Origin of the sequence: Bacillus sp. FJAT-42376, assembly GCF_003816055.1 — a bacterium.
Taxonomy (GTDB): Bacteria; Bacillota; Bacilli; order Bacillales; family Bacillaceae; genus Metabacillus_B.
Genome location: NZ_CP033906.1, coordinates 1,551,118 through 1,575,292, shown reverse-complemented (window position 1 = coordinate 1,575,292; position 24,175 = coordinate 1,551,118). Strand labels below are relative to the sequence as shown.

The window sequence follows — 24,175 nt, the reverse complement described above, 5'->3', positions numbered from 1 at the left end:
ACCACAAACTGCAACCTCAACTGCTTTTTCTTCGACTAAAGAAAAAAGAGGGGTTTTAGTCAAATCCATGATTACAGCCCGTTCCTGCCATAAGCTTTATCCAGTATACAATTGTTTAATTTTTTGAACAAGTTAGATTTTTAAGGAGGATTTCATGAAAAAGTGGTGGGTTGGAGCATTATTAATCACTGTTTTGGCAGCTTGCGGGCTGAAGACGGAAACGTTCACTGAAATTTACGGAAAAAGCATGAAGGATGTGACCGAAATCGTCATTACGAGAGGCGACGGCAGGACGAAAACATTGAACAGCAGCCAGGCCCGAGAATTCCTGAATGGGATAAAAACCATTTCTTTCGTTCCTGACAAAAACCAGGAAAAAGGGGCCGGTTATGCCTACGCATTCGACCTTTATGAAGGAGAAGAAAAGACTCTCTCCTTCACCACAAACCGAATTAATGATTACAACTACCATTCCGATCCGGATTTAGTAAAGTTTGTGGACGGAGTATGGAACAAGTAAAAGGATCCGCGAACAGTTTACGTGCAAAAAAATCTGAAGGCAGCCGCGCCTTCAGATCAGGTTTGTTCTTACACTCCAAAAAATGCTGTATCATTCACCCAGCCTTTTTGCCCGTTCGGAAGCAGTACATTCCTCCATTTGCCAAAGCCATCTTCATCAAACGGATCATAAAAGGTATCCGTTACGACTAAATTTGTGCCAGGTTTATAGTGGGCCACGACCCGTGAATCATGGGTCGCACTTCTATGTACAGCCGTATCCAGAATAATGGTGCGGAAGGTTTTTCCGTACAGTCCCTGATAAGCATACGTATCGGCATAATCCCTCGGAATCCATCCTTCATAAGTACGGCTTTTGATGTTGAAAGAAACTTTGAACACTCCGCTTGCATCGTTCCCGCTTTTATAAACTCCTTTAATATTCAGCGGAGCTTTGTAAGGCAGCACATATCCCGTCTTTGTTTTGAGGCCGCTGTCTTTATAAATGACCGTCGTTTTCGCTGCAGTGCGGCTGCTTAACCCGAGTTTTTCTTCAGAAGATGTCATGATCGTTAAGTCTTCAAGCTTGATCCAGCCGTCAAAAGCAGAAGATCCAATCGTTTCCCGATAAAGAACGATGTTGTTGGCTTTCACCCAGCGCTCTCCTTTTTTATTGATGAAGGACATGTACACATCTGCACCTTTTCCTTTTTGAACGGTACCGGTTTGCTTTTCGCTGCTGTCTGCCCCTCTTCTTGCTCCCGTATCCTTTACCGCATTCAGGTGAAGCCCTTCTGCACCGTATGGACGGATTTGATCCTCCTGGATCCAGCCGGTGTGGTCGTCGGATCGAACACGGAGCCAGTTCTCTCCGGCTTTGTTTTTGAAGTTTGCCAAAATGAGCATCTCGTCGTTATAGTAAAGCTTTTGAGTCACTCTTTCTTTTTCCTCCGCTGCCCTATGTACGTAAACTACTTTTTCCGCAATCCGGCCAAATAGCGCATCGTTTGTACTTGCTGCTTTCGCATCCGTTCCTGCAAACAAAGAGCCGATAACGGATAGACAGAGAACAGCACATATCGTTTTTTTCAAATGAATGTCATCCCTTCCAAATTGGTTTTTGTCACGCTCCTGTAATAATGGTAGCATAATCGGGATTGCATTTGTCTAATTATCCCATTTTACAATCTATTAGACTAGAAAACCTAATTCCACAGGAAAAAAATCAATTTTTACGTGCTTTTGAACTTGATTCGGGGAGGGACTTTCGGCTGGGGTCAGTCCCCAAAAATTTTACAGAACTAAAGCTCCGGCACCCCCTCTTTAAAACCTATGAGCCGCAGATGGTTAACACATGTTACCTCTGTCCCCTTATGCGGTGAAGCATGACGGGACTGGCACCGTGCCAGTCCCCAAAGTTTTTACCGGAATAAAGCTCCGGCACCTCCTCTTTAAAACCTATGAGCCGCAGGGGTTTCACACATGTTGCCTCTGTCCCCCGATGCGGTGAAGCATGACGGGACTGGCACCGCCGCGCAACGCCGCGTTCCCAACAAAAAAGCCGGCTTGAAAAGAGGCATCCTCCCTCTTTTCAAGCCAGCCCTGTGTTCCTTATTTCCCTTTAAACTCCGGTTTGCGTTTTTCGCTGAATGCCTGAAGGGCCTCCAGCCGGTCCTCCGTTGGAATGGTTACTTCATAAGCCTTTCGCTCGATTTGCAGTCCGGTCTGCAGATCCGTATTCATTCCATTTTTCACGGCGAATTTCGCCTGAGTGACGGCAATCGGTGCGTTCTGCGAAATGGCTGCAGCCCATTCCTTACATGTATCCATTAGCTGGCCGGATGGAACAGCTTCGTTAATTAAGCCATAGACTAACGCTTCTTCTGCGTTGATTTTTTTTGCTTTTACAATGAGCTCCAGCGCTTTGGAGGGGCCGATTAATCTCGGCAGCCGCTGGGTTCCGCCCGCTCCCGGGATAATGCCGAGCCCCGTTTCGGTCAGGCCGATTTGGGTATGGTCCGCCATGATCCGGAAATCACAGGCTAATGCAAGCTCCAGCCCCCCTCCGAATGCAAAGCCATTGATGGCAGCAATCACAGGCTGAGGCAGCTGTTCAATTTTTGTCAGGACTTCGCCCATTTTAAGCAAATTCCGTCTGACCTGTTCATCTGTCAGTGTTTTTCTTTCCTTCAGATCCGCGCCGGCACTGAACGCTTTCTCGCCGGCTCCGGTAATGATGACCGTTCGGATCTCCCGGTCAATCCGGATTTCCTCGACAGCCTGTTCTAGGTCGAGCAGGGTCTGATAACTGAAGCAGTTCAGCATCTCCGGGCGGTTGATTACAGCCAGGGCCGTACCATTCTCCTTTGCGTAATGAATCAGACTCATATGCGGGATCTTTCAGCCACTTGTTCCTTGAGTGCGCGGCGAAGGATTTTGCCGGTTGTATTTTTAGGAAGCTCCTCTAAAAATTCGATAGACGACGGAACTTTATATTTTGCCAGCTGGCCCTTCCCATACTCAATTAAGGCTTCCGCTGTTAAAGCAGGATTTTGGGTCACGACATAACACAGAACGGCTTCTCCCTGCTCCGGATCCGGAATGCCAAGAACGGCTGCCTCTGTGATATCAGGATGGTTGTAATACACTTCTTCGACCTCGCGGGGATACACATTGTATCCGCCCACGATAATCATATCTTTTTTCCGGTCGACGATATAGAAATAGCCTTCTTCGTCCATTCTGGCAAGATCCCCGGTATACAGCCAGCCATTGCGGATAGCAGACGCCGTTTCCTCCGGCATATTGTAATAGCCCTTCATGATGTTCGGCCCTTTGGCAATCAGTTCCCCTACTTGATTCGGCGGAACTTCCTCCCCCAATTCATTCACAACTTTGTTCTCCACGTTCAGGATATTCATCCCGATTGATCCCGGTTTGCGGGGCCGGTCAAGAGGATTGAAGCAGGTGACGGGTGAGGCCTCCGATAAACCGTATCCTTCCGAAATGACAACCTTGAATTTTTGCTCAAATCCCTTCAGCAGGGCAACCGGCATCGAGGCGCCTCCGGAAATGCATAGTCTGAGAGATTGAACATCCTCCTGCAGACCGTTTTCATATTGAAGCATAAAATTATACATCGTCGGTACTCCCGCAAAGACGGTTGCTTTGTGTTCCTTGATTAAACGGAAAACGTCTTTCGGACTGAACTTCGGAACAATGATCAGCGAAGCCCCGCTCATTAACGGTGCATTCAAAGAGACGGTCAGGCAGAAGACATGGAACATCGGCAAGGTGGCAACAATCTTATCGCTGTCATTCATCTTCAGGTATGCTGCCACATCTGAAGCGTTGCTGTAAATATTCTTATGGGTAAGCATCGCACCTTTTGGCTTCCCGGTTGTTCCCGATGTATACAAAATGACCGCGATATCCTCTTCTTCCAGATCAGGGCGCTTAAACTCGATATCATTCGGAGATAATAAATTTGTAAACGATTTCATTTTTGGGAAAATAACAGCTTCTTCGGGATTAAAGTCCCGTTTCTTTTCCGAAGGCGGTGTCTCGCAGACAATGATGTGCTCAAGCTTCGGAAGCTGTCCATTCATCTGTTCAAACATCGGGACGAGCAGATCCAGCGCAATGACCCCTTTTACATCTCCATTGCTCAGAATATACCCGATTTCCGCTGGTGTATAAATAGGATTCACCGGTATGACGGTAGCCCCCGCTCTAAGCGCCCCGTACATGCCGATAACGAAATACGGTGAATTTCCCAGGAGCAGTGCAACATGATCCCCTTTTTGGATGCCCATCGACTGCAGGCTTGCCGCAAACCGGCTGACCATCCCATCAAGCTGTGCGTAAGATACAGCCTGTCCTTCAAAATAATAAGCTGCTTTTTCCCCATATTGAGCAGCTGTTTCGGATAACCGTGTACTTACATTCATTCTCCCACCCCTAGCAATGAATGAATAGTCATTCATTATATTTTAAAAAAATTCTAAATATATTATATTAAAAGAAAATGATTTGAACAAGGACAAAAGTGCCTTTCTTCCTAAAATTGGCGTTTATCTAATTCACATCGCACGCCATTCCATCCTTGTCACGGTCTAAATCATGGGGGTCCGCTCCCGGTCCTCCTGCAGCCTCATAGACAGCCTGGGCATCCTCCTGTGAGGCAAAATCCCCGCAGTCCAAATCGGGACCAAAAGGATCATACTCTGAAGGCTTATCCGAAGCCGTTTCCGGATCACCGGTTATTCCGTCCATGGATTGGACGGGTGCCGCTTTTTCCGCGGACTGCTTGAAGGCATGATCGAGAACCTGCTTCATCTCTTCCTGATGGGCCTTCGTCATTTCTTCTTCGGCCGCTTTAACGGCAAGCTTTATTTCTTCTGCCTTTTTCGCTTCAGCACCCGCAAGCTCATCCCTCATCTCTTCCGCCGCTTCAGCCATTTCCGCATTCTTGTCCACCAAAGCCTCAAGCTTTTTATTCAGACCTTTTACCTCTTCTGCAGAAGCCTTCTCCTGATCTGCTGACCCTTCCGTTACCGAGGCAGGCTTGCTTGTCCCCGACTGCCCGAGCATAAGAAAAAGAACAGAAAGAAACGCCGCCGCTGTAAGGGCAAGTTTTTGCTTTACAGATGCATTCAGCTGAATCACCATAAAAATGAGCGCTGCAGCCAGGAATAAACCAACCCAAGTAAGACCCATCATTTTCCGCCTCCTATTTCTTGATAAATTCATTTTAACATGTAAAAATACAGAATTTTCAATAAATAAAAAAAGAAAGACCCGGGAGTCTTTTTTTTTATTTTAAAGCTGTTAAACTTCGCTGTTGATTTCCGTTACAGGCGCTCGCTTTCCACTTCAATCAACAGGTGTTAAGAATCAACATTAGGAGCCTATTTTATTTGTACAGAAGGCGTTTATAAGCCTGTATTTAAAAAAGCCGTTTCATACTCTTCTTAATCGGCGGGATGGTCACGCTTTTTTCAGAGAAGAATTTTTTTACCATGTACTCCGTATAATGAACGGCCTGTCCATACGAAATGTTCCCCGGAAGCGGCGGTTCTTCTTCCACTTGAACGTCCAGGATTACCGGTTTTTCCACTTTGAGAGCCTGTTTAAGTGCAAGCCTCATTTTATCCCGGCTATGGATGCGCACTCCAATTCCCCCGCAAGCCTCTGCAAACTTTGCAAAATCAATCGTTCCAAGTTCTGTCCCATATTCGAGATGGCCCATTTCCTGCTGCTCATAATGGATCATCCCGAGCTTCTGATTGTTAAAGATGACCACAACAATTGGAAGCTTATAGCGGACCGCTGTGACAAAATCGTGCATCACCATGGAGAATCCGCCATCTCCGCAAAATGCCCAGACCTGCTTTTCCGGTTCCGCAATTTTAGCAGCGATGGCCCCCGAAAGGCCGCAGCCCATTGTGGCAAGCCAGCTTGAAATGACCATACTCTGCTGGTCCAAATCCAGATAGCGCGCCGCCCAGACCGTCACATTTCCGACATCTACAGATAAAATCGCGTCCGGATCCAGAACTTGCTGCACCTCCGCCATTACCTGAGGAGGCATGAGCTGCTCTGTTTCCTGCGCTTTATCCTTTTCCATTTCCTCCCGCCAGCTCTTTATCCGTTTTTGGTATTCCTCAAGAAAGGAGCGATCCTCCTTAAAAGGAGCGGATGCAGTCAGCACTTCCAATACTTTTTTCGCATCCCCGTTCAGTCCGCATGCTACCGGATATCGTTTGCCGATAAATTTCGTTTCCACGTCAATCTGAATCGCATCCGCTTTTTCCGGCAAAAATTCACGGTACGGATATGAGGTTCCAATCATGATCAATAAATCCGTCTCCTGCATCGCCTGATAAGCCGGTTTGGTTCCAAGCTGGCCCAGATGCCCGAGGCAGTGAGGATGCAGATCCGGAATCGCTCCTTTTCCCGGCAGAGTAATGGCAACAGGTGCTCCGATTTTCGCAGCGAAAAGAGTCAATTCCTGTTTGGCCCCCAACGCTCCTTTTCCAGCCAGAATCACCGGTCTTTTGGCCCTTTCCAGCATCTCAAGCGCAAGCTTCATATCCTTTTGGTCCGGAAAGCCTGCTGCATCGGCCAAAATATCAGAAGTAAGCGGCTGGTCCCATTCTGCTTTTTCTGCAAATAAATCGTCAGGAACAATCAGTACCGCAGGCCCTTTTTCTGCATATGCTGTCCGAATCGCCTGATTCAGCATATCCGGCAGCTGTTCATGGGACTCTGCCCGTTTGTTATATACGGCCACATCGTCAAACATCCGCTCCAGATTGATTTCCTGGAAAGCATCTGTCCCTACCTGTTTGCTATGTACTTGCCCGGCTAAAACCAATACAGGTGCTCCATCCGCTTTCGCATCATAAAGACCGTTAAGCAAATGGACAGCACCAGGTCCCGCTATGGAAAGACATACCCCGATTTTCCCTGTCAGCTTCGCATAGGCAGCCGCAGCAAGGGCTCCCACTTCCTCATGTCTCACCTGATAAAACCGAAGTTCATTTCTCGCTTTTCTCAATTCTTCCACAAACTCATTTATGGAATCACCCGGCATTCCATACAGGTGGTCCACACCCCATCTTTCCAGAATGTCTGCCATGATTTCCCCGGTTCTCGCCATATTCATCCTTCCTTTCTCTATCAAGCAAGCATCCTTTCTTACTTACCCGCTGCAGGGATTTTGAATCTATGAAAGGAAATCGCCTTTCATGCGCGGAAGATGTATAGGAAGGATGTGATGGCAATGAAAGCAGCTTATGCTAAAAAGAAGGCAGCTGAATGGGTTCAAAAACATGCCGGCATGGAACCATGGTTCAAAGGGGCTTTTTTCAGCGGATCCGCTGCGTCACTTTTGGACTCCGATGATCTTCCAATTGGTTCAGACGTGGACGTGATGATTGTAACCGCTGAGGAGAACGAGCCTTTAAAGCTTGGAAAATTTTTATATAGCAGTGTGCTGATCGAGGTCTCATATATACCCTTTCATGCATTCCATTCCACTGAGGATGTCCTGTCATCCTATCACTTAGCCCATCCATTCAGGACGAACACAATCATAGTGGATCCAACCGGAGAGCTTCACAGGATCCAGCAGGAGGTTGAAAAACGGTTCGATGAAAGAACATGGGTCACACGCAGATGCCAAGATGCCGAAGCGAGAATCAGGAATGGACTGCAGACGATTAGCCCGGAAGCACCTTTTTATGACCAGCTGACTTCCTGGCTTTTTGCAGCCGGTGTGACGACCCATGTCCTGTTAACCGCGGCACTGCGCAATCCGACGATCAGGCTTCGGTATTTAAAGGTACGGGACGTATTGGATGAATACAAGCTCAAATCCTTCTATCCCGAACTGCTTCAGTTACTCGGCTGTTGGAGTTTAACGGGCCGGCAAGTGCAAAACCATTTAAACGAACTCGCTCACGTATTTGATGCGGCAGCCTCCGTGGCCAAAACTCCCTTTTTCTTCAGCACGGATATCACGGAAGCCGCGAGACCGATTGCAATCGGCGGGAGCGCGGACCTGATTGATGCCGGAAATCACCGCGAGGCGATGTTCTGGATTCTTGCTACCTTTGCGAGGTGCCATAAAATTCTTGCAGCAGATGCGCCACTGGCTGTCCAGCAGCAGTACACCCCCGCCTTTCAAGCGGCAGCTGCCGACCTCGGCATCGTCTCCTATGCAGATCTTACAAACCGAAGTGCAGATGTCATCCGGTTCTTGCCTGCTCTTTGGACGAAAGCGGAAATCATTATGGAAAGGAATCCGGATATCAGGGAGGTGTGATGGGGATGGTGGGCGGCGGGTGATGCTGGGCGGTGGTGCCAGTCCCCAAAGATTTTACCGTACGAAAGCTATGGCACTGCCTTCTTAAATCTCTTGGTACACAAGGGCCCAGCCGTCTCTGTCTCTGTCCCCCGCTGCGGTGAAGAGGAAGGGGACTGGCACCGTGCCAGTCCCCAAAGATTTTACCGTACGAAAGCTATGGCACCGCCTTCTTCAATCTCTTGGTACACAAGGGCCCAGCCGTCTCTGTCTCTGTCCCCCGCTGCGGTGAAGGAACGCGGGTCAGGCACCGCTAAAAAGGTTCCACAAAAAAAGCCGGCAGCAAAGGAAATCTTTCGCCGCCGGCCTTCTATTAATAAAGCAAGTCCAGGAACTGATCTTTTGTGATATTTCCGAAGTAATGCTGAACATTGACCGGTCTCAGCAGCTTCTCAAGCTCAGCTTTTTCATAGCGTGCGCCTGAGAGCAGCTCTTCGATTTCGGATACATCCCCGACTCCGAAGAAGTCACCGTAGATTTTGCATTCGTGAATGACTCCTTTACTCACTTCCATCCGCACATCAATCTGGCCGACCGGGAAGCGGTGGGAGTGCTGAAGATTGAACTTCGGCGACTTCCCGTAATTCCAGTCCCAATTTTGATACCTTTCTTCTGAAAGTTTACGGATTGCTGTCCAGTCGTCTTCTGACAGCACGTACTGAGGCACTTCCCCGTCCGTATCAAAAATATAGCTCAGCAGCAGTGATCTGAATTCTTCGATTGAGATTTTCTTTTCTAAGAATTCACTGATATTGGCGACCCGGCTGCGGATGGATTTAATTCCTTTGGACTCTATTTTGTCCTTTTTCACGACGAGTGCCGATACGACGTTCTCCATTTCCGAATCAAACAGGAGCGTTCCGTGGCTGAACATCCTTCCTCTTGTGGAAAACTGGGCATTCCCTGAAATTTTACGTCCTTCAGCCAGGATGTCATTCCGGCCGCTGAGTTCCGCATTCACCCCAAGCCTTTTAAGAGCTTCAATCACAGGCTCTGTGAACTTTTTAAAATTGTGGAAGCTGTCCCCGTCATCTTTTGTGATAAAGCTGAAATTCAGATTTCCAAGGTCATGATAAACAGCTCCTCCGCCGGACAGTCTTCTCACGACATGAAGTCCCTGTTCCTCCACGTATTTCGTATTGATTTCTTCAATGGTATTCTGATTTTTTCCGATAATAATGGAAGGTTCATTTATGTAAAACAGCAAATAGGATTGTTCAGGATCCAGATTTTTAAGGCAGTATTCCTCAATCGCGAGGTTCATCCTCGGATCCGTTATCTTTTTATTGTCAATAAACAGCATTTGAGCCATTATGATTTCCTCCTTCATCCTTGGACCAGGTCCATCCTTTTGACGCAAGCTGGATGGATCCATTGTAGATGGTCTTTGCTTCGTTTAGTAGATCCTGATGGTTTCCAAAGTGCGGCAGATGGGAAAGAAGGCATTGCTTTACATCCGCATCCCTCGCAATCACGGCAGCATCATGGCAGTTCATATGGCCGGCACTTTTCCCGTCTTGTTCCGCGTAAAAATTACATTCTGAAATGAGCAGGTCCGCTCCTTCGGAAAATGGGATAAATTCCTCCTTGAAGCTTGAATCCGCTGTATAGACGATGACTGATTCTCCATCGGTAATGCGGAACGCGTAGCATTCAGCAGGGTGATCGGTTTGAAGGAACCGAACTTGAAAAGGCCCGATCTGAAGAGGCTGATCCGGGTCGTACACCCTTCCTTCGGTTACATGTTTATACGTGAGCCTGTCAAATCCATCCTGATCTCCATTATGTCCATAAATCGGCAAAACCGGCACATCCTTATCCAAAAAACCGGACACGAGCCGTCCATATTGCAGCGGACCGATATCCGCGACGTGGTCATGGTGGTAATGAGAGATGAGCACTGCATCCAGTGCTTTCAATTCGGTATACAGCTGGAGCTGTGATAAAACAGCACTCCCGCAGTCCAGCAGCAGACTGTATCCATTTTTCTCAAGCAAATAGCCCGACGAAGCCTCACCCGGTCCGGGGTATCCTCCCCACTGTCCGATTACGGTTACTTTCATCCTTATTCCACCTGCCTCTTTCATCATTTCTCTACCGTTCAATATACCCAAAACAGCGGCAAAACCGCAAGCTGAACGCATTAAACGGCAAAAGACTTTTTTACCGGATGGAGGCAATGTGCCCTTTTTTACGATTTTTGCATATTGTTACAAAACAGATGTTGACCAAATCGGTACTGTTATAATACAATATACATAACAAAACGACATGGAGGGGATTACATGTTAATTAAATTAACTGAATTTTTCAGAAACTTACCGGGTAAGCAGTGTTCAGAATGCGGGAAAGAAATAGAAGAGCAGCATGAATGCTACGGCAACACATGCAGCAGCTGCATGAACGTTCAGGATTTATAAAAAAAGCGCGGTTAAACTTGGCTGTTGATTGCAACTAGCAGTCGTTCGCTCCAATCAACAGGTGTTTAGTATCAACAACATGCTTTAACATAGCCATAAAAAAAGAGCCGGATTGGCTCTTTTTTTGTTTTCTTAATGAAGCAGGGCGGTACAATCCGCTAAAAAAAAGCCAGACCGGCGATCTCCATTCTAATATGGAATGGTTGCCAGTTCGGCCTGTAATTTAGTGGACTCCCTGATAATGAGCTTCATATAAAATTTGTGCATTTCCCTGCCTGAAAATTGCCGCAGCCTGATTCTTGCCATCATGATTTCCATCGTTTTCAACGCCATTTCGCACACTGGCTGCTCAACGGTCGTAATCCTCGGATTCATAAGTTCCGTGATGACCTGATTATCAAAACCGGCTACTGCAAGATCACCCGGTATCTTCCAATTAAAGCGGGATGCTTCCGAAATAATTCCTGCTGCGACTTCGTCGGATCCCGTAAAAATCGCGGTCGGGGGATCATGCTTTGTCCGGATCATATGGAAGATATCCTTGCCGTCCTCGCTTGTGATCGCTTCACGAAACGCATTCTCTTCATCAAATAGCAGACCGGCTTCCGCTAATGCTTTTCTGACCCCTTCTTCGCGGGCGCTCGCCACGTTGCTGCGATACCGTCCGCAGGCGTACGCAATTTTTCTGTGTCCCTGCTCAATGAGATGTCTGGCCGCTTTATAGCCGGCTTCTTTCTGATCCATAAAAATCATCGGAACATTAGCCCGCTGATCAAATTCATTGCACAAAACGATTGGTCCGTAATCCAAGTATCCTTCTATAACACTCCAGTCATTTTCAGTTGAAGTAAGGATCACCCCGTCCACTTGTTTTGTCTTCAGCAAATTTAAGTACGTTAATTCCTTTTGTGCGGAATATTGTGTTTGACAGATAATAAGCTGGTAGAAGCTTTCGGATGCCGCTAGCTCAAGCGTTTCAATGAGCTGGCTGAAGAAAGGATTCATCACCCGGGGGATTAGGACAGCAATAACTCCAGTTCGCTGATTTCTGAGGCTCCTCGCTGCCGAATTTGGAACATAGCCCAGTTCCTCCATCGCTTCCATCACTTTCTTTTTTTTAGCAAGAGATACATACGGATGGTCATTAATCACCCTTGATACCGTGGTTCGGGACAGCCCGGCACTTCTTGCTACATCCTCTATTGTTGCCATTTCACTCCACCTCTCCCCCTCATAAGCAAGCGCTTACATTTCCCATTATATGAAAATGTTTTCATAATTTCAATATAAGATTCTGTAATCGCGAAAGCGGCAGCTGCCGTCTGGCAATTAAGAAAGCTATGAACATACCCGTGAAACTCTTAAAAAACACAAAAACCCGGTGCTTATGACCGGGTTTTTGCTCTCCATCTATTAAACTTCTTCTGCTGCTGTGAGCTTTCGATTCTTCCGTACGTTAAAGTACATATAGACAATCGTGCAGACCATCATGAGAAGCATCATGCCAAGCAGGATGGCTGACTGACTCCAAAGATAACTGAAATCTCCGCTTGAAATAACAGCCTTAAACCCTGCAACCGAGTAGGTCATCGGCAGCCAGTAGTTAAAGATTTGCAGCGGCTCTGGAATCAGTTCCAGAGGGAAGGTTCCGGCAGAAGTTGTCAGCTGCAAAATCAAAATGATAATGGCGACGAATCGGCCCGGATCCCCGAGAGATGTTACAAAGAATTGAATCAGCGCAAGGAACGTCAAGCTGGTCAGGATACTGAACAGCATGAATAATCCTACACTTTGCACTTCTATACCAAGGCCCAAAAGCAATACAGCATCCGCTACTAGGGACTGGATAATCCCGACAGCGAGCAAAATGCCAAATTTACTGAAGAACCATGATAAAGCAGATTTCGGCTCCCCTGCAGATTGCTTTAGAGGGAAGACGATGGAAATCAATAGAGCCCCAACGAAAAGTCCGAGTGAGAGGAAGTAAGGGGTAAACCCTGTTCCGTAGTTCGGCACTTCGTTAATTTTCTCATTTTGGACGCCGACCGGTTTGGCCATCATGTCGTAAAGCGGTTCAGAACCCTTTGATTCCTTCGTTTTGTCCGCAGCATCGGCAAGCGCGCTGCTTAATTCGGACGTCCCTCCGGAAAGAGTGCCTACCCCTTTATCAAGTTCAGATGCTCCATCGGCAAGCTTGCCTGCACCTTCTTGCAGTTCACCTGATTTCGAAGCGAGCACCCCTACTCCGGAGGTTAATTTGGAGCTTCCGCTGGCAAGAGCCGCGGAACCGGTTTTTGCGTCATTTAATCCTGTTCCGAATTTTTCTGCTCCCTGGCTCAGCTGAGCGGAACCTGCAGCTGCCTTTTGGATGCCGGCGTTTAATGCTTCCTGCCCTTTAGAAAGTTCTCCTACTCCGGCTTGAACGCCCTGCTGTCCTTTATAAACAGCGGCGGCACCCTGGGCAAGCTTATCCGTCTGTCCTGCAATCAGGGTAGAATTGGCAGCAAGCTCACCAACTCCTGCTGAAAGCTTGTCGCTTCCCTGGTTCAGCTGCTCAAAAGCCGCCATCAGTTCTGCGCGTTTTTCAGGAGGAAGAGCGGCAAGCACAGGCTCTAATTCCTTCATTTTCGCCTGCAGCTGGTCGATGCCGCCTGCGAGCTGTTCAGCACCGCGTTTTGCTTCCTGCTGTCCGGCATCAAATTGGGCAAACTTTTGATCGAAGAGTGCTGTTCCTTCACTAACCTGCTTTGCGCCATCGGTAAGCTGAGGAATTTTCTGATTCAGCTCCTGCGTACCGCTGTTCAGCTTTTCAGAGCCTGCAGCGAGCTGTGAATTTCCTGCAGCAAGGTCGTTAATTCCGCCCTCCAGCCCAGTGTAGCCCTGCTGAAGCTTTCCAAGGCCGGTATCCAGACTGCTAATACCGCTTTGCAGATCCTGTGTTCCTTTCGAAGCCGTTTGAACGCCTTCTTTAAATTTAATGGAGCTTTCCGCAAGCTTCGTCAAGTTGTCTTTCAATTTAACGGATCCGTCTTTCAATTTCCCGGTTCCGGAATTGATTTCAGAAGCGCCTTCACTTGCTTCGCCCAACCCGTCTGCCACTTTTCCGATATTGTCAAAGATTCCTTCTGCATACGTTTTGGTTACTTCAGCCGCTACTTCTTCTTTAATTTTTTCAACCGCTGTGTTTCCGATTTGTGCGGAAAGGAAGTTGAAGCCTTCATTCGGTACATACTTCATTTCCAGTTCTTTCGGCTGATCATCCAGCAGGGTTGTCGCATTTGCAGAGAAATTTTCCGGGATCTCAATTTTCATGTAATATTTTTGATCCTTTAATCCTTTGTCTGCTGTTGCCTGGTCAACAAAAACCCATTTAAATTGAGGATTATCCCTCAAATTATCCACGAGTTCTTTCCCCACATGAAGGTTTTCCCCTTCAAATTCAGCACCCCTATCCTGGTTTACAACCGCAACCGGCAGCTGTTCCAGATTTTCATAAGGATCCCAGAAGGCCCATAGAAACATTCCTGCATACAAAACAGGAATAAATAAAACAGCAATAACGGGGATGAGTACTTTTTTGTTCGTAACTAGAGCCTTCCACTCTTTTATGAGCAGTGACATGTTCAAAAACCTCCTGTATTGTACACCTGACTACTTTGTTCATTTAGTCATTTTACCGCAAAAAAACCGCTCTCCCTGACGGATAGTCCTTTCAGGAAATAGAGCTCGAACAATTCCGCTATTTTTTCTTTTGGGAGAGGAGCGTGCTGTTTCTCCCAGTCAAAAATCAGGGAAACATAAAGCTTCAGCATAAGAAACGCTGTAAGTTCCGGGTCACATGGACTCAGCTCTCCTTTTTCAACCGCCGCCTGGATTTTTTCCTTGATATAGCTGATCACCATACCTTCGAGACGGCTGACTACCTCCTGGACTTCCGGAGTGCCAAGTTCGCTGCTTTCCTGAAAAATTTTAATCGTAAGCTGATGGTCTTTCCGAAACTCCAGTAGTTGGTAAAGGGCTCTATGTACATTATTTAAAAAATTGGTATCCGGTCTAAATGATTCTTCCGCCGAATGTCTCATTTCCGCCAATAGCAGCTTGATAATCTCATCAAACAGCTCTTCCTTTTTTCTAAAAAACGTATAAATGGTCCCTTTCCCCACATTTGCCTGCTTAGCTACAAGATCCATTGTCGTCGCCTTATAGCCGAATTGTGTAAATGATTTTGTCGCAGCATCCATAATCAGCTGCTTCCGGTCAACACTCACTTCTCCTTCACCTCTGCAATGACCACTTGAACATTTTAGTCAGTCAGTAATTTTACTATAATCGACCGCTATTGAGATTGCAAGATAAAGTTATATTCAGTTAGTTCAGACTATTGAAATCAAATGGATGGCCCGCTTTAAACACAGCAAAAATGCCCAAAGCTTATTGCTCTGAGCATTCAGTGTACTGTTATAGCTGCAGGTATTCTTTCACCTGTGTGACAGCCGCTTTTCCCTGATCAATACAATCAGGAAGTCCGACTCCTTCAAAGGAGGCACCGGCAAGAAACAGACCGGGGTAAGATTCTTTTACATGATGAACAATTTTTTCTACGTTTTCTTTATGGCCCACATTATACTGCGGCATCGCCTGTTTCCAGCGGCTTACGACATAGTCTTCCGGCATGCCCGAAATATCCATCGCCTTTTTCAAGTCTTCAATCGCGATGCTGACCAGCTGTTCATCTGACTGGTCGACAATCGTTTCTTCGCCGGCTTTCCCAACGTACGCACGAAGAATGACTTTGTCTTCAGGTGCGGTGTGGGGCCATTTTTTGTTTGTCCACGTACAGGCTGTGATGGAAAATCCGCCATTGCGGGAGATGACAAATCCGGTTCCTTCTTTAGACATCCTTACCTTCTCTTTCGGAAAAATCATCGCTACATTCGCAACCGATGTAGAAGGCATGCTTCTGAAGTAATCGAATTCGCTGTCTTTCAAAAGAGCGCCTGCTGCGGTATGGGGAATCGTCATGATCACCGCATCAGCTTCCATAACCGTCCCGCCGTTCAATTCAATCGTATAGGTCTCTCCTGCCGTTTTCTGAAGGGAGACCACTTTTGTGCCTTTCAGAACGCGGACACCTGTGAGGTTTTTTTCTAGCCCTTCAATCAGGGATTCGAGTCCTCCCGCAAGAGTTTGAAAGATCCCCTTTTTCTTAGATGGATCATGTTTCTGATTTGATGAAGGAACGGATTTTTTCATTCCTAAAATCAGACTTCGATGCTCCTGCTCCGTTTTATAAAACTGCGGAAAAGTGGACATCAGGCTCAGTTTGTCGATGTCCCCCGCGTAAATGCCGGAAAGAAGCGGTTCAATCAGATTTTCAACAACCTCGTCGCCGAGCCGTCTTCTAAAAAACTTCCCTAATGACTGATCCCTTTTCTCCCCGCCTCTCGGAAGGACAAAGTCCCCTGCAGCGCGGAGCTTGCCCGGCAGTGAAAACAGGCCGGATGTGACAAACGGGAGAAGCTGTGTAGGAATGCCCATCACGGCACCGCTTGGAATCGGATGCAGCCCATCCTTTAGCAGTACATAGGAACGGCCGGTTGAATTATTGACAAGCTGATCTTCCATGCCCAGATCCCGTACGAGTTGGGGGGCGCTTTTTTTCCTCTCCAGAAAAGAATCCGGTCCTCTTTCGATGATGCAGCCATTTTTGCGGACGGTTTGAATCTTCCCGCCGAGCCGCGGACTCGCTTCAATCAGGGTGATGTCCGCTTCCTGATTGCGTTCCTCAAGGTCTTTCTGCAAGTAATACGCAGCGGACAGCCCCGTCAGACCGCCTCCGAGAATCACGATTCTTTTTTTCTTTTCCATGCTTTCGCCTTCTTTACATTACATTTGAAGATGCTTCAGTACGACTGTGGCCAGGCAGTCTATAAATTCTTCCTGATCATTCGGCATTTCAGGACGGTAGTAGCCTGCACCAAGCTCATCCGTTACAACTTTGCACTCGTAATCATTGTCAAAAAGCACCTCTAAGTGGTCCGCTACAAATCCCACAGGTGTGTAGACAAAATGGCGGAACCCTTTTTCCTCATAAAGTTCACGCGTCAGATCCTGAACGTCGGGTCCGATCCACGGATCTGGTGTATTCCCTGCGCTCTGCCACCCGATTGCATAATGCTTGACCCCTGCAGCTTCCGTAATTAGTTCGGCCGTTTCTTTCAGCTGATCCGGGTAAGGATCTCCAGCTGCAATAATTTTCTCCGGAAGACTGTGGGCGGAAACGATAAGAACCGCTTTTTCACGGTCTTCTTCCGGCATGGCGCCGAACGTCTCCTGCACTCTCTTCGACCAATAGCGGATAAACTTCGGTTCCTGGTACCAGCTGTCTACAGATGTAATAGTCAAATTGCCAAGCTTGTCCGCTTCTTCTTTCGCACGGCCGTTATAGGATTTGATGCTGAACGTAGAATAGTGCGGCGCAAGAACGATGCTGACCGCTTCTGTGATTCCATCGTCATGCATTTGCCTGACGGCGTCCTCGACAAATGGCTCGATATGCTTCAGCCCAAGATACATCTTAAACTCAACCTCATCCTGAATGCGGTTAAGATGGTGTTCAAGCTTTTCCGCCTGTGCCTGCGTGATTTTCGCAAGAGGGGAAATGCCTCCGATCGCTTCGTACCGGTCCTTTAAATCCTGCAGCATTTCTGGAGCAGGCGGCCGGCCGCGGCGAATATGCGTGTAATAGCGTTCAATATCCTCTTCTTTATAGGGAGTTCCATATGCCATTACAAGAAGACCCATTTTCTTCTTCATCTTCATGCACCTCGTTTATTTTGTGAAAAGAAACACAATCCTTTTCCGTATGCCTTCCATTCTGCCACTTCAGACGCAAACATTCCAAGCAGAATGCTCTTGGAATGTTTTTCAATCATTTATGCGCCGCGGAGTATTCATGAACAAATGCTGCAACTCTTTTGAGTGTATCAGGCTGTACTTCAGGGAAAACTCCATGTCCAAGGTTGAATACGTAGCTGTCGCTTTTCATTCCCTGATCAAGAATCTCTTTCAATCTGTCCTCGATAACATCCCAAGGCGCAAGCAGGATGGCAGGATCCAGGTTCCCTTGAAGCGTCTTCGTCAATCCAAGTGACCGTGCTTCGCTGATTGGGAGTCTCCAGTCAAGCCCGACAACATCCAGAGGAAGATCATGCCACTCCTTCGCAAGGTGGCTCGCTCCGACTCCGAACATGATGAGCGGAACGTTCAGCGGAGTAAGGCTTGTAAAAATGCGGTTCATAACCGGTTTGATAAATGTACGGTAGTCCTGAACATTTAAAGCACCGACCCACGAATCAAAAATCTGAATCGCTTTTGCTCCGGCCTTCACCTGAGATGCTGCATATGTAATCATCGTGTCAGCGAGTTTATCCATCAGGGCAAACCATGCTTTCGGCTCTGAATACATGAACGCTTTTGTTTTGTTATAGTTTTTGGAAGGGCCGCCTTCAATCATGTAGCTTGCAAGGGTAAAAGGCGCTCCGGCAAAACCGATCAAAGGAACATTCAGCTGTTCCTCAGTCAGGATCCGTATGGTCTCAAGGATGTATGGGATGTCCTGATCGGGATTGATCTCTCCAAGCTTTTCCACATCTGCAAGGCTGCGGATCGGATTGCTGATGACAGGACCAATGCCTGATTTGATCTCAACGTCTACGCCTATGGCTGGGAGCGGAGTCATAATATCCTTATATAGAATGGCCGCATCTGTGTTATATTGCTCGACCGGCAGTCTCGTTACATAAGCTGACAGCTCCGGCTGATGGGTTATTTCGAACAAACCGTATTTTTCCTTAATGGCTCTGTACTCCGGCTGCGACCGGCCAGCCTGTCTCATGAACCAAAGCGGCACATGATCCGTTTTTTCCCCTCTGCATGCTTTCAAAAAAGCATCATTAAATGGTTTTGACTCCATGATTCTCCCACCTTACTCAATCTCGTATGTATTTGTACTCATTATAACGCTCTCATCCCATTAGTATATCAGATGACTGGAATTGTCAAAAAATCGACGAAAAAAGGAGCGCATCCGCTCCTTTTTTTACCTGCCCGAGAAAATCTTGGGCTGTACATATCCGGTTCCCTGCCCTTCCTGTTTCGTCTGCTCATTATAGGGAACGACCTTGTAAGCGGCGGACGAAAACACATTGCTGAAAGGAATCGCATAGGAATGGTTGTTTTTGACCTTTCCGATCAGCTTTTCATGTCCGCTGTCTTTTTCATAAATCCGGTAAACGACGCGCGGGTCCTCCTGCTTTTTCCAGTTCAGTGATACTGTAATAAGACCAAGCGGTTCAAAGGCATAGTTCGCCTCGACATCGTTCAGTTTTTTCAGTCTGATCGGATCCTCCAAATCTTCAGCCCCTTTCGGAACGGCAAAGGCGGTCTTGGGAAGGGATTCGGATTCACTTAAAATCTTTTTGAAAAGCCTCGTTGGATACGAGCTGCCTGCTGTAAGATGCCGGTCTGGGGATGTCTGGTCATAGCCCATCCATAAAGCACCGGTTACTTCAGGTGTATACCCTGCAAACCAGGCATCCATGACGGCTCCTTTTTTACCTGGATAGGAGGTCGTTCCGGTTTTCCCGGCGAGTTCCCCAGAATAGCTGCCGCTTTTTGCCGTCCCCTCCGATACGACATGCTGCAGCATTCTCGTCATGTTCCAGGCGGTTTGGGCAGAGTAAACTTTGATTTCTTTCCGGTCTTTTTCGCCAACCGTTTTGTGATGCCGGTCCTCTATCTTCTGAATAAAGTAAGGCTTCGTATACACACCTGATTCCGGAAAGACGCGGTAAGCGCCAGCCAGCTGCAGCGGGGTCACCCCATCGCTGAGCCCCCCAAGCGCAATGGCAAGTCCCTTATCCGAAACAGCGACCCCCTGCTTATCCAGATATGTTTTGCTTTTCCCGACCCCAAGCTCATTTAAAGCCCAGACAGCAGGTGCATTCTTCGATTTGATCAGCGCATCATACATCGTGACCTGCCCGAGATAACGGTCATCATTATTTTCAGGGGCGTAGCCATCGTACTTTTGATAGGAGTCTGAAAGGAGAGAATAAGGCTCATAGAGCTTCTCTTCCATCGCAGGTCCGAATACGGCAAGCGGCTTAAAGGTAGATCCCGGCTGCCTTTTGGCTGTAACCCGGTTAAACCCTTTAGGACGGTAATCTCTCCCGCCAATCACTGCCATTACTCCGCCGGTACGGTTGTCCAATAAGACAAAAGAGGCTTGGGCATGTTTGTCCGTCCCGGGGAAATAACGTTCTGACTGGAATGTATTGTACGCTTTTTTCTGGATTTCCTGATTGAGGGGAACCGTGATGGTATACCCTCCCCGCATCAGCTCCTGATTGGAAATGTCATACGTGTTTTCCGCTTCATCCATGACAAGGTCAATGTAGCTGTAAAGCCATGGATGATCAAGCTTCTTGCTGATATTCAGCCCGAGTGTTTTCCCCTGAAGCCTCACAGCCTCCTCAGCCTTTAAGTACCCCTGTTCCTCCATCAGCGAGAGAACAGTATCTCTCCGTTCTTTTGCTTTTTCTGGATGAAGAATCGGCGAGTAGGAGGAAGGCGCCTTCGGTAGGGAGGCGAGCAGCGCCCCTTCGGAAACGGTCAGCTCAGACACATCTTTCTGAAAAAAATATTTGGATGCTGCTTCCACCCCATATGCTCCGTGGCCGAAATACAGCTGATTCATATACATCTCGAGCAGCTCTTGTTTGCTGTACCTGTTTTCGAGGTTAATCGCGAGCATGGCTTCCTTCGTTTTTCTCAGCCACGATTTTTCTCCCGACAAAAAGATATTCTTCGCTAGCTGCTGGGTAATCGTGCTCCCGCCCTCTACCTTTCCGCCGGCAGCGAGATCCTTATACACAGCCCGTCCGATCGATTTCACATCAATCCCGCTATGCTCATAAAACCGGCGGTCTTCCACCGCTACAAAGGCCTGCTGCACATGATCGGGCACTTTATCAATCTTCACGATTTCCCGGTTCTGCTCATAGAGTCTGGTAATTTCATGTCCGTTCGAATCCACCAGTCTCGAAGCAGAAGGCATGACAAGCTTTTTCTCATCAATCATCGTACTCCCGGCAGCCAGTATGAAAATGTAACCTGCAATCGACACAGCCGCAATGATTCCTATTACAAAACTTGCTTTCCATATAAAACGTCCCATGGACCCACCCCGATTCATTATGTTTTAGGATTGTTATTTTAAGGTATAAATATTCTTAGAAAAGCGGAAGCAGTTTTAGTGGATGTTCTGCTAAGTTCGCGCCGTCCTGGCGCAGCGCAGAACTGACCTGCCTCCTGCAGGCCTCTGAAAGTGGAGCTTCTGACCGAGAGGCGCTTCTAGTAAGGATATTCTGCTAAGTTCGCGGCGTCCTGCCGCAACGCAGAACTGACCTGCCTCCTGCAGGCCCGAAGAAGCGAAGCGTCCGAAGGGCTAACTGCTGAAGCTAGACAACACCGAAAAGCGGAAGCAGTTTAAGTGGATGTTCTGCTAAGTTCGCGCCGTCCTAGCGCAGCGCAGAATAAACCTGCATTCTGCAGGGCTGCACATTTTCAAGCAGGAATTATGAAATAAAGAGCGTATTAGTTTTCCATCCCTATTAAAAGTTTATAATCATAATGAGGTGATTCAGATGAACTTGTACATGACATTTGGAACGGCGGATTATTTAGAAGGAGTAAAAGAATCAAATTCAAATGAGAGCATGCTTCTTCTTCATACGAATGATAATGCGATGCTGATTCATGAAACAGACGGAGAGACGGTTTTAAAGGAACCGAAGAAATACGAGGTTCTTGATTCTGTCGGCTCACTGGAAAATGCCGGATTTGCTGTTTTGAACAATATTCCTGTTACAGAAGAAGGCAAACCGCTGTTTGAACAGCGCTTTAAGGAAAGAGCCAGAATGATCGAAAATGAGCCTGGGTTTGCTGCAATCCGGGTGCTGCGTCCGCTTCGGGATGACACTTACGTTATTTTTACCTTGTGGGAAGATGAAGCATCCTTCAAAAACTGGCAGGAGTCAAAAGCCTACGAGCATGCCCATAAAAAACGGGGAACGAGTGACGGAGTAGATCAGAAATCGATCTTCCCGCGCCCATCCTATGTGACAACCTATCAAGTACTTAAATAAGGGAAAGGATCCGATTTTCGGGTCCTTTTTTAATCCAAAATTTACTATACCATGCCCTGCGAAATTTGACAGCAAATGACTGCCTGTTTCAAGCGAATTTCCTGGGAAATGACAAAGTTCGTTCATATTTGCTCTCTGTCTTCTAATTTATTAATGGCTCACCCAAATGAGCTGCCAGCGTAAGCTATACTACAGCTTATTTTGGGAGTGATTGCATTGGGTTTGAGCTTACGGTTCTTCATAGTTTATATGTAGTGGTCTTTGAACCTTCCATTCGTTTTCTTAGTCAACTTTGAAGCGATTGAATCGTTATCTTATCATCAAAATGAATTTGAATAAACAAGCCTTTCATTTACATTTGAGAGAGAGGAATAGCAATCTTCCTGAGCAAATAAAATGGCCCTCATAATAAGAGAGCCTTTTTTACACTTTCTACACTAATTTCTTTTATCTACTAAAGAGGATACCTTATTATAAATAGCAGTTAATAAGCCAATTACTGCTCCTAACAAAAGGGATATGAAAAATATTCCCACTACAAGGTTATGATCAAATAATGAAAAAACTATTATAAATAAGATGATACTGAAAAGCATTCCTAAGGAGATGCTTTTAATTATTGACTTCATATCTTTCCTCCATTTACATGTTAAAATTCAACATCAGGCTTTAACAAAGCCTCTTAAAGGCCACCTTTTTTTCCTCAAATAAAGATAATACCATCAAGTAAATGCTTAAACAACCATTTCAACACCTATGATGAGCTAAATATCGAACATTAACGGACCTAGAAAAGCGGCATGCATATTAAATTTCATTCGTATTCTTTTAAAAAGCAGAAAATCATAACAAAGACTTCGCTGTTATGATTTAGCGGCTTTAATCGTTGTAATTTTCCGAATTTACCACTACCATTAGACGTAACATCTTACATAGGGGGAATATGATGCTTACCGACATTTATCGTGAGCTGGATGACCATTACAATGAAATGGTTGAAATCCGCAGACATCTTCACCAGCATCCGGAGGTTTCGTTTCAGGAGTGGAAAACCGCGGCGTTTATTAAAGAATACTACTTGAATCTCGGAGTAGAGGTGAAGGACAAGGTTGGAGGGAATGGCCTTACCGCACTGATTAAAGGAGCAAAACCGGGAAAAACGGTTGCGTTCCGGGCTGATTTTGACGCCCTTCCGATTCAGGATGAGAAAAATGTTCCGTATAAATCAACGGTTCCCGGTGTCATGCATGCGTGCGGACATGACGGACATACTGCGCTGCTGCTTGTTTTTGCCAAGGTGATGCATAAGTACCGTGAATCTTTAAGCGGCAATGTTCTTTTGATCCATCAGCATGCCGAGGAATATGCGCCGGGCGGAGCGAAAAGCATGGTGGGGGCCGGCTGCCTGGATGGCGCAGACGCTATTTTCGGGACCCATCTCTGGTCCGTTGCTCCTCTCGGAACGATTCAGTACAGGAATGGCCCCATTATGGCTGCGGCCGACCGATTTGAAATTGGCATTCAAGGGAAGGGCGGACACGGAGCACAGCCTCATTTAACGAAGGATGCCATCATGATCGGCGCTCAGGTCATGTCGAATTTGCAGCAGATCGTCAGCCGGAAAGTTGACCCGGTCGAAGCAGCGGTTGTTTCAGTTGGAACGTTTAAGGCCGAAAACGCCTTTAATATCATAGCCGATACGGCAAAACTCATTGGAACGGCCCGAACCTTTAAAGAAGAAGTGAGAGATCAGGCGGAACGGGAGATTGAAAAAGCCATTCAGGCTGCCTGCCTGCTTTACGATGCGGATTATACGTATGTTTATGACCGCGGCTATCCTGCTGTGGTGAATCACCTGGCAGAAACCCTTTATGTAAAAGAATTAGCCGAGGATGTGCCCGGGGTAACGAATGTAGAAGAGAGTCCGCTCCAAATGGGCGGAGAGGATTTCGCCTATTATTTGCAGGAGCTGAAAGGAAGCTTCTTTTTCACAGGTGCCATGCCGTCAGATCCTGATGCTGCCCATCCGCACCATCATCCGAAATTTGATTTTGACGAGAAAGCAATGCTGATCGCCGCCAAAACGTTCGCTTCTTTATTTGTCCACTATGAGCATGAAGAAGCAAGGATGGGAGCGGCTGAAAACGCAGCCGGGCTATAAAATGAAGAGCCTGCCA

The 24,175-nt window shown here is 47.0% G+C and carries 19 protein-coding genes; 5 read left to right on the top strand and 14 right to left on the bottom strand.

Annotated features, from left to right (window positions below; all coding sequences use genetic code 11):
* Window positions 1-154: 154 nt before the first annotated feature.
* Window positions 155-520, top strand: coding sequence for a hypothetical protein (locus tag CEF21_RS08010; RefSeq protein WP_123914877.1), 366 nt, complete (start codon window positions 155-157; stop codon window positions 518-520).
* A gap of 68 nt (window positions 521-588) precedes the next feature.
* Here CEF21_RS08010 and CEF21_RS08005 read toward each other — a convergent pair whose 3' ends face one another.
* From CEF21_RS08005 to CEF21_RS07985, 5 genes are all read right to left on the bottom strand, one after another.
* Window positions 589-1,590, bottom strand: a complete 1,002-nt coding sequence (locus tag CEF21_RS08005) for a hypothetical protein (protein ID WP_123914874.1) — start codon at window positions 1,588-1,590, stop codon at window positions 589-591.
* Window positions 1,591-2,109: 519 nt separating this feature from the next.
* A complete protein-coding gene (locus CEF21_RS08000) occupies window positions 2,110-2,886 on the bottom strand; it encodes an enoyl-CoA hydratase-related protein (protein WP_123914870.1) in 777 nt (258 codons plus the stop codon).
* On the bottom strand, window positions 2,883-4,448 hold the full coding sequence (locus tag CEF21_RS07995; RefSeq protein ID WP_123914867.1) for a fatty acid--CoA ligase family protein: 1,566 nt from the start codon (window positions 4,446-4,448) through the stop codon (window positions 2,883-2,885). Before CEF21_RS07995 ends, CEF21_RS08000 begins: the two co-directional genes overlap by 4 nt.
* Before the next feature lie 127 nt (window positions 4,449-4,575).
* Window positions 4,576-5,220, bottom strand: a complete 645-nt coding sequence (locus CEF21_RS21470; protein WP_206427805.1) for an excalibur calcium-binding domain-containing protein — start codon at window positions 5,218-5,220, stop codon at window positions 4,576-4,578.
* 226 nt (window positions 5,221-5,446) lie between these two features.
* The gene (locus CEF21_RS07985) at window positions 5,447-7,168 is read right to left on the bottom strand and encodes a pyruvate oxidase (RefSeq protein WP_481747642.1); all 1,722 of its coding nucleotides are present in this window, start codon (window positions 7,166-7,168) and stop codon (window positions 5,447-5,449) included.
* Window positions 7,169-7,285: 117 nt separating this feature from the next.
* Here CEF21_RS07985 and CEF21_RS07980 point away from each other — a divergent pair, with 117 nt between their 5' ends.
* On the top strand, window positions 7,286-8,329 hold the full coding sequence (locus CEF21_RS07980; protein ID WP_123914861.1) for a hypothetical protein: 1,044 nt from the start codon (window positions 7,286-7,288) through the stop codon (window positions 8,327-8,329).
* 352 nt (window positions 8,330-8,681) lie between these two features.
* Here CEF21_RS07980 and lplA read toward each other — a convergent pair whose 3' ends face one another.
* The gene (gene lplA, locus CEF21_RS07975; protein ID WP_123920073.1) at window positions 8,682-9,671 is read right to left on the bottom strand and encodes a lipoate--protein ligase; all 990 of its coding nucleotides are present in this window, start codon (window positions 9,669-9,671) and stop codon (window positions 8,682-8,684) included.
* Window positions 9,658-10,431, bottom strand: a complete 774-nt coding sequence (locus CEF21_RS07970; protein ID WP_123914858.1) for an MBL fold metallo-hydrolase — start codon at window positions 10,429-10,431, stop codon at window positions 9,658-9,660. The genes lplA and CEF21_RS07970 overlap by 14 nt, the downstream gene beginning before the upstream one ends.
* Before the next feature lie 222 nt (window positions 10,432-10,653).
* Between CEF21_RS07970 and yhfH the strand changes: the two genes are divergently transcribed.
* Window positions 10,654-10,788, top strand: a complete 135-nt coding sequence (gene yhfH, locus CEF21_RS07965) for a protein YhfH (RefSeq protein ID WP_123914855.1) — start codon at window positions 10,654-10,656, stop codon at window positions 10,786-10,788.
* 189 nt (window positions 10,789-10,977) lie between these two features.
* Here yhfH and CEF21_RS07960 read toward each other — a convergent pair whose 3' ends face one another.
* The 7 genes from CEF21_RS07960 to CEF21_RS07930 all read right to left on the bottom strand — a co-directional run bounded on the left by CEF21_RS07960 (window position 10,978) and on the right by CEF21_RS07930 (window position 21,028).
* Window positions 10,978-12,000: a LacI family DNA-binding transcriptional regulator gene (locus tag CEF21_RS07960; RefSeq protein ID WP_123914852.1), complete on the bottom strand. Its 1,023-nt coding sequence runs from the start codon at window positions 11,998-12,000 to the stop codon at window positions 10,978-10,980.
* A gap of 201 nt (window positions 12,001-12,201) precedes the next feature.
* Window positions 12,202-14,409, bottom strand: coding sequence for a YhgE/Pip domain-containing protein (locus tag CEF21_RS07955; RefSeq protein WP_123914849.1), 2,208 nt, complete (start codon window positions 14,407-14,409; stop codon window positions 12,202-12,204).
* Between the two features lie 47 nt (window positions 14,410-14,456).
* Entirely contained in the window at window positions 14,457-15,056 is a 600-nt protein-coding gene (locus CEF21_RS07950; protein WP_123914846.1) for a TetR/AcrR family transcriptional regulator, read from the bottom strand.
* Window positions 15,057-15,246: 190 nt separating this feature from the next.
* Window positions 15,247-16,656, bottom strand: a complete 1,410-nt coding sequence (gene hemY, locus CEF21_RS07945) for a protoporphyrinogen oxidase (protein WP_123914842.1) — start codon at window positions 16,654-16,656, stop codon at window positions 15,247-15,249.
* 18 nt (window positions 16,657-16,674) lie between these two features.
* Window positions 16,675-17,604 carry a ferrochelatase gene (hemH, locus tag CEF21_RS07940; RefSeq protein WP_241156790.1) on the bottom strand — a complete coding sequence of 310 codons (930 nt, stop codon included), beginning with the start codon at window positions 17,602-17,604 and terminating at the stop codon, window positions 16,675-16,677.
* A 115-nt stretch (window positions 17,605-17,719) separates the two neighbouring features.
* Window positions 17,720-18,763, bottom strand: a complete 1,044-nt coding sequence (gene hemE / locus CEF21_RS07935; protein ID WP_123914839.1) for a uroporphyrinogen decarboxylase — start codon at window positions 18,761-18,763, stop codon at window positions 17,720-17,722.
* Between the two features lie 126 nt (window positions 18,764-18,889).
* On the bottom strand, window positions 18,890-21,028 hold the full coding sequence (locus CEF21_RS07930) for a transglycosylase domain-containing protein (protein ID WP_123914835.1): 2,139 nt from the start codon (window positions 21,026-21,028) through the stop codon (window positions 18,890-18,892).
* A 469-nt stretch (window positions 21,029-21,497) separates the two neighbouring features.
* Between CEF21_RS07930 and CEF21_RS07925 the strand changes: the two genes are divergently transcribed.
* Together CEF21_RS07925 and CEF21_RS07920 are read left to right on the top strand one after the other, a co-directional pair.
* On the top strand, window positions 21,498-21,998 hold the full coding sequence (locus tag CEF21_RS07925) for an antibiotic biosynthesis monooxygenase family protein (RefSeq protein ID WP_123914832.1): 501 nt from the start codon (window positions 21,498-21,500) through the stop codon (window positions 21,996-21,998).
* Window positions 21,999-22,944: 946 nt separating this feature from the next.
* Window positions 22,945-24,159, top strand: coding sequence for an amidohydrolase (locus CEF21_RS07920; RefSeq protein WP_123914829.1), 1,215 nt, complete (start codon window positions 22,945-22,947; stop codon window positions 24,157-24,159).
* Window positions 24,160-24,175: the final 16 nt, after the last annotated feature.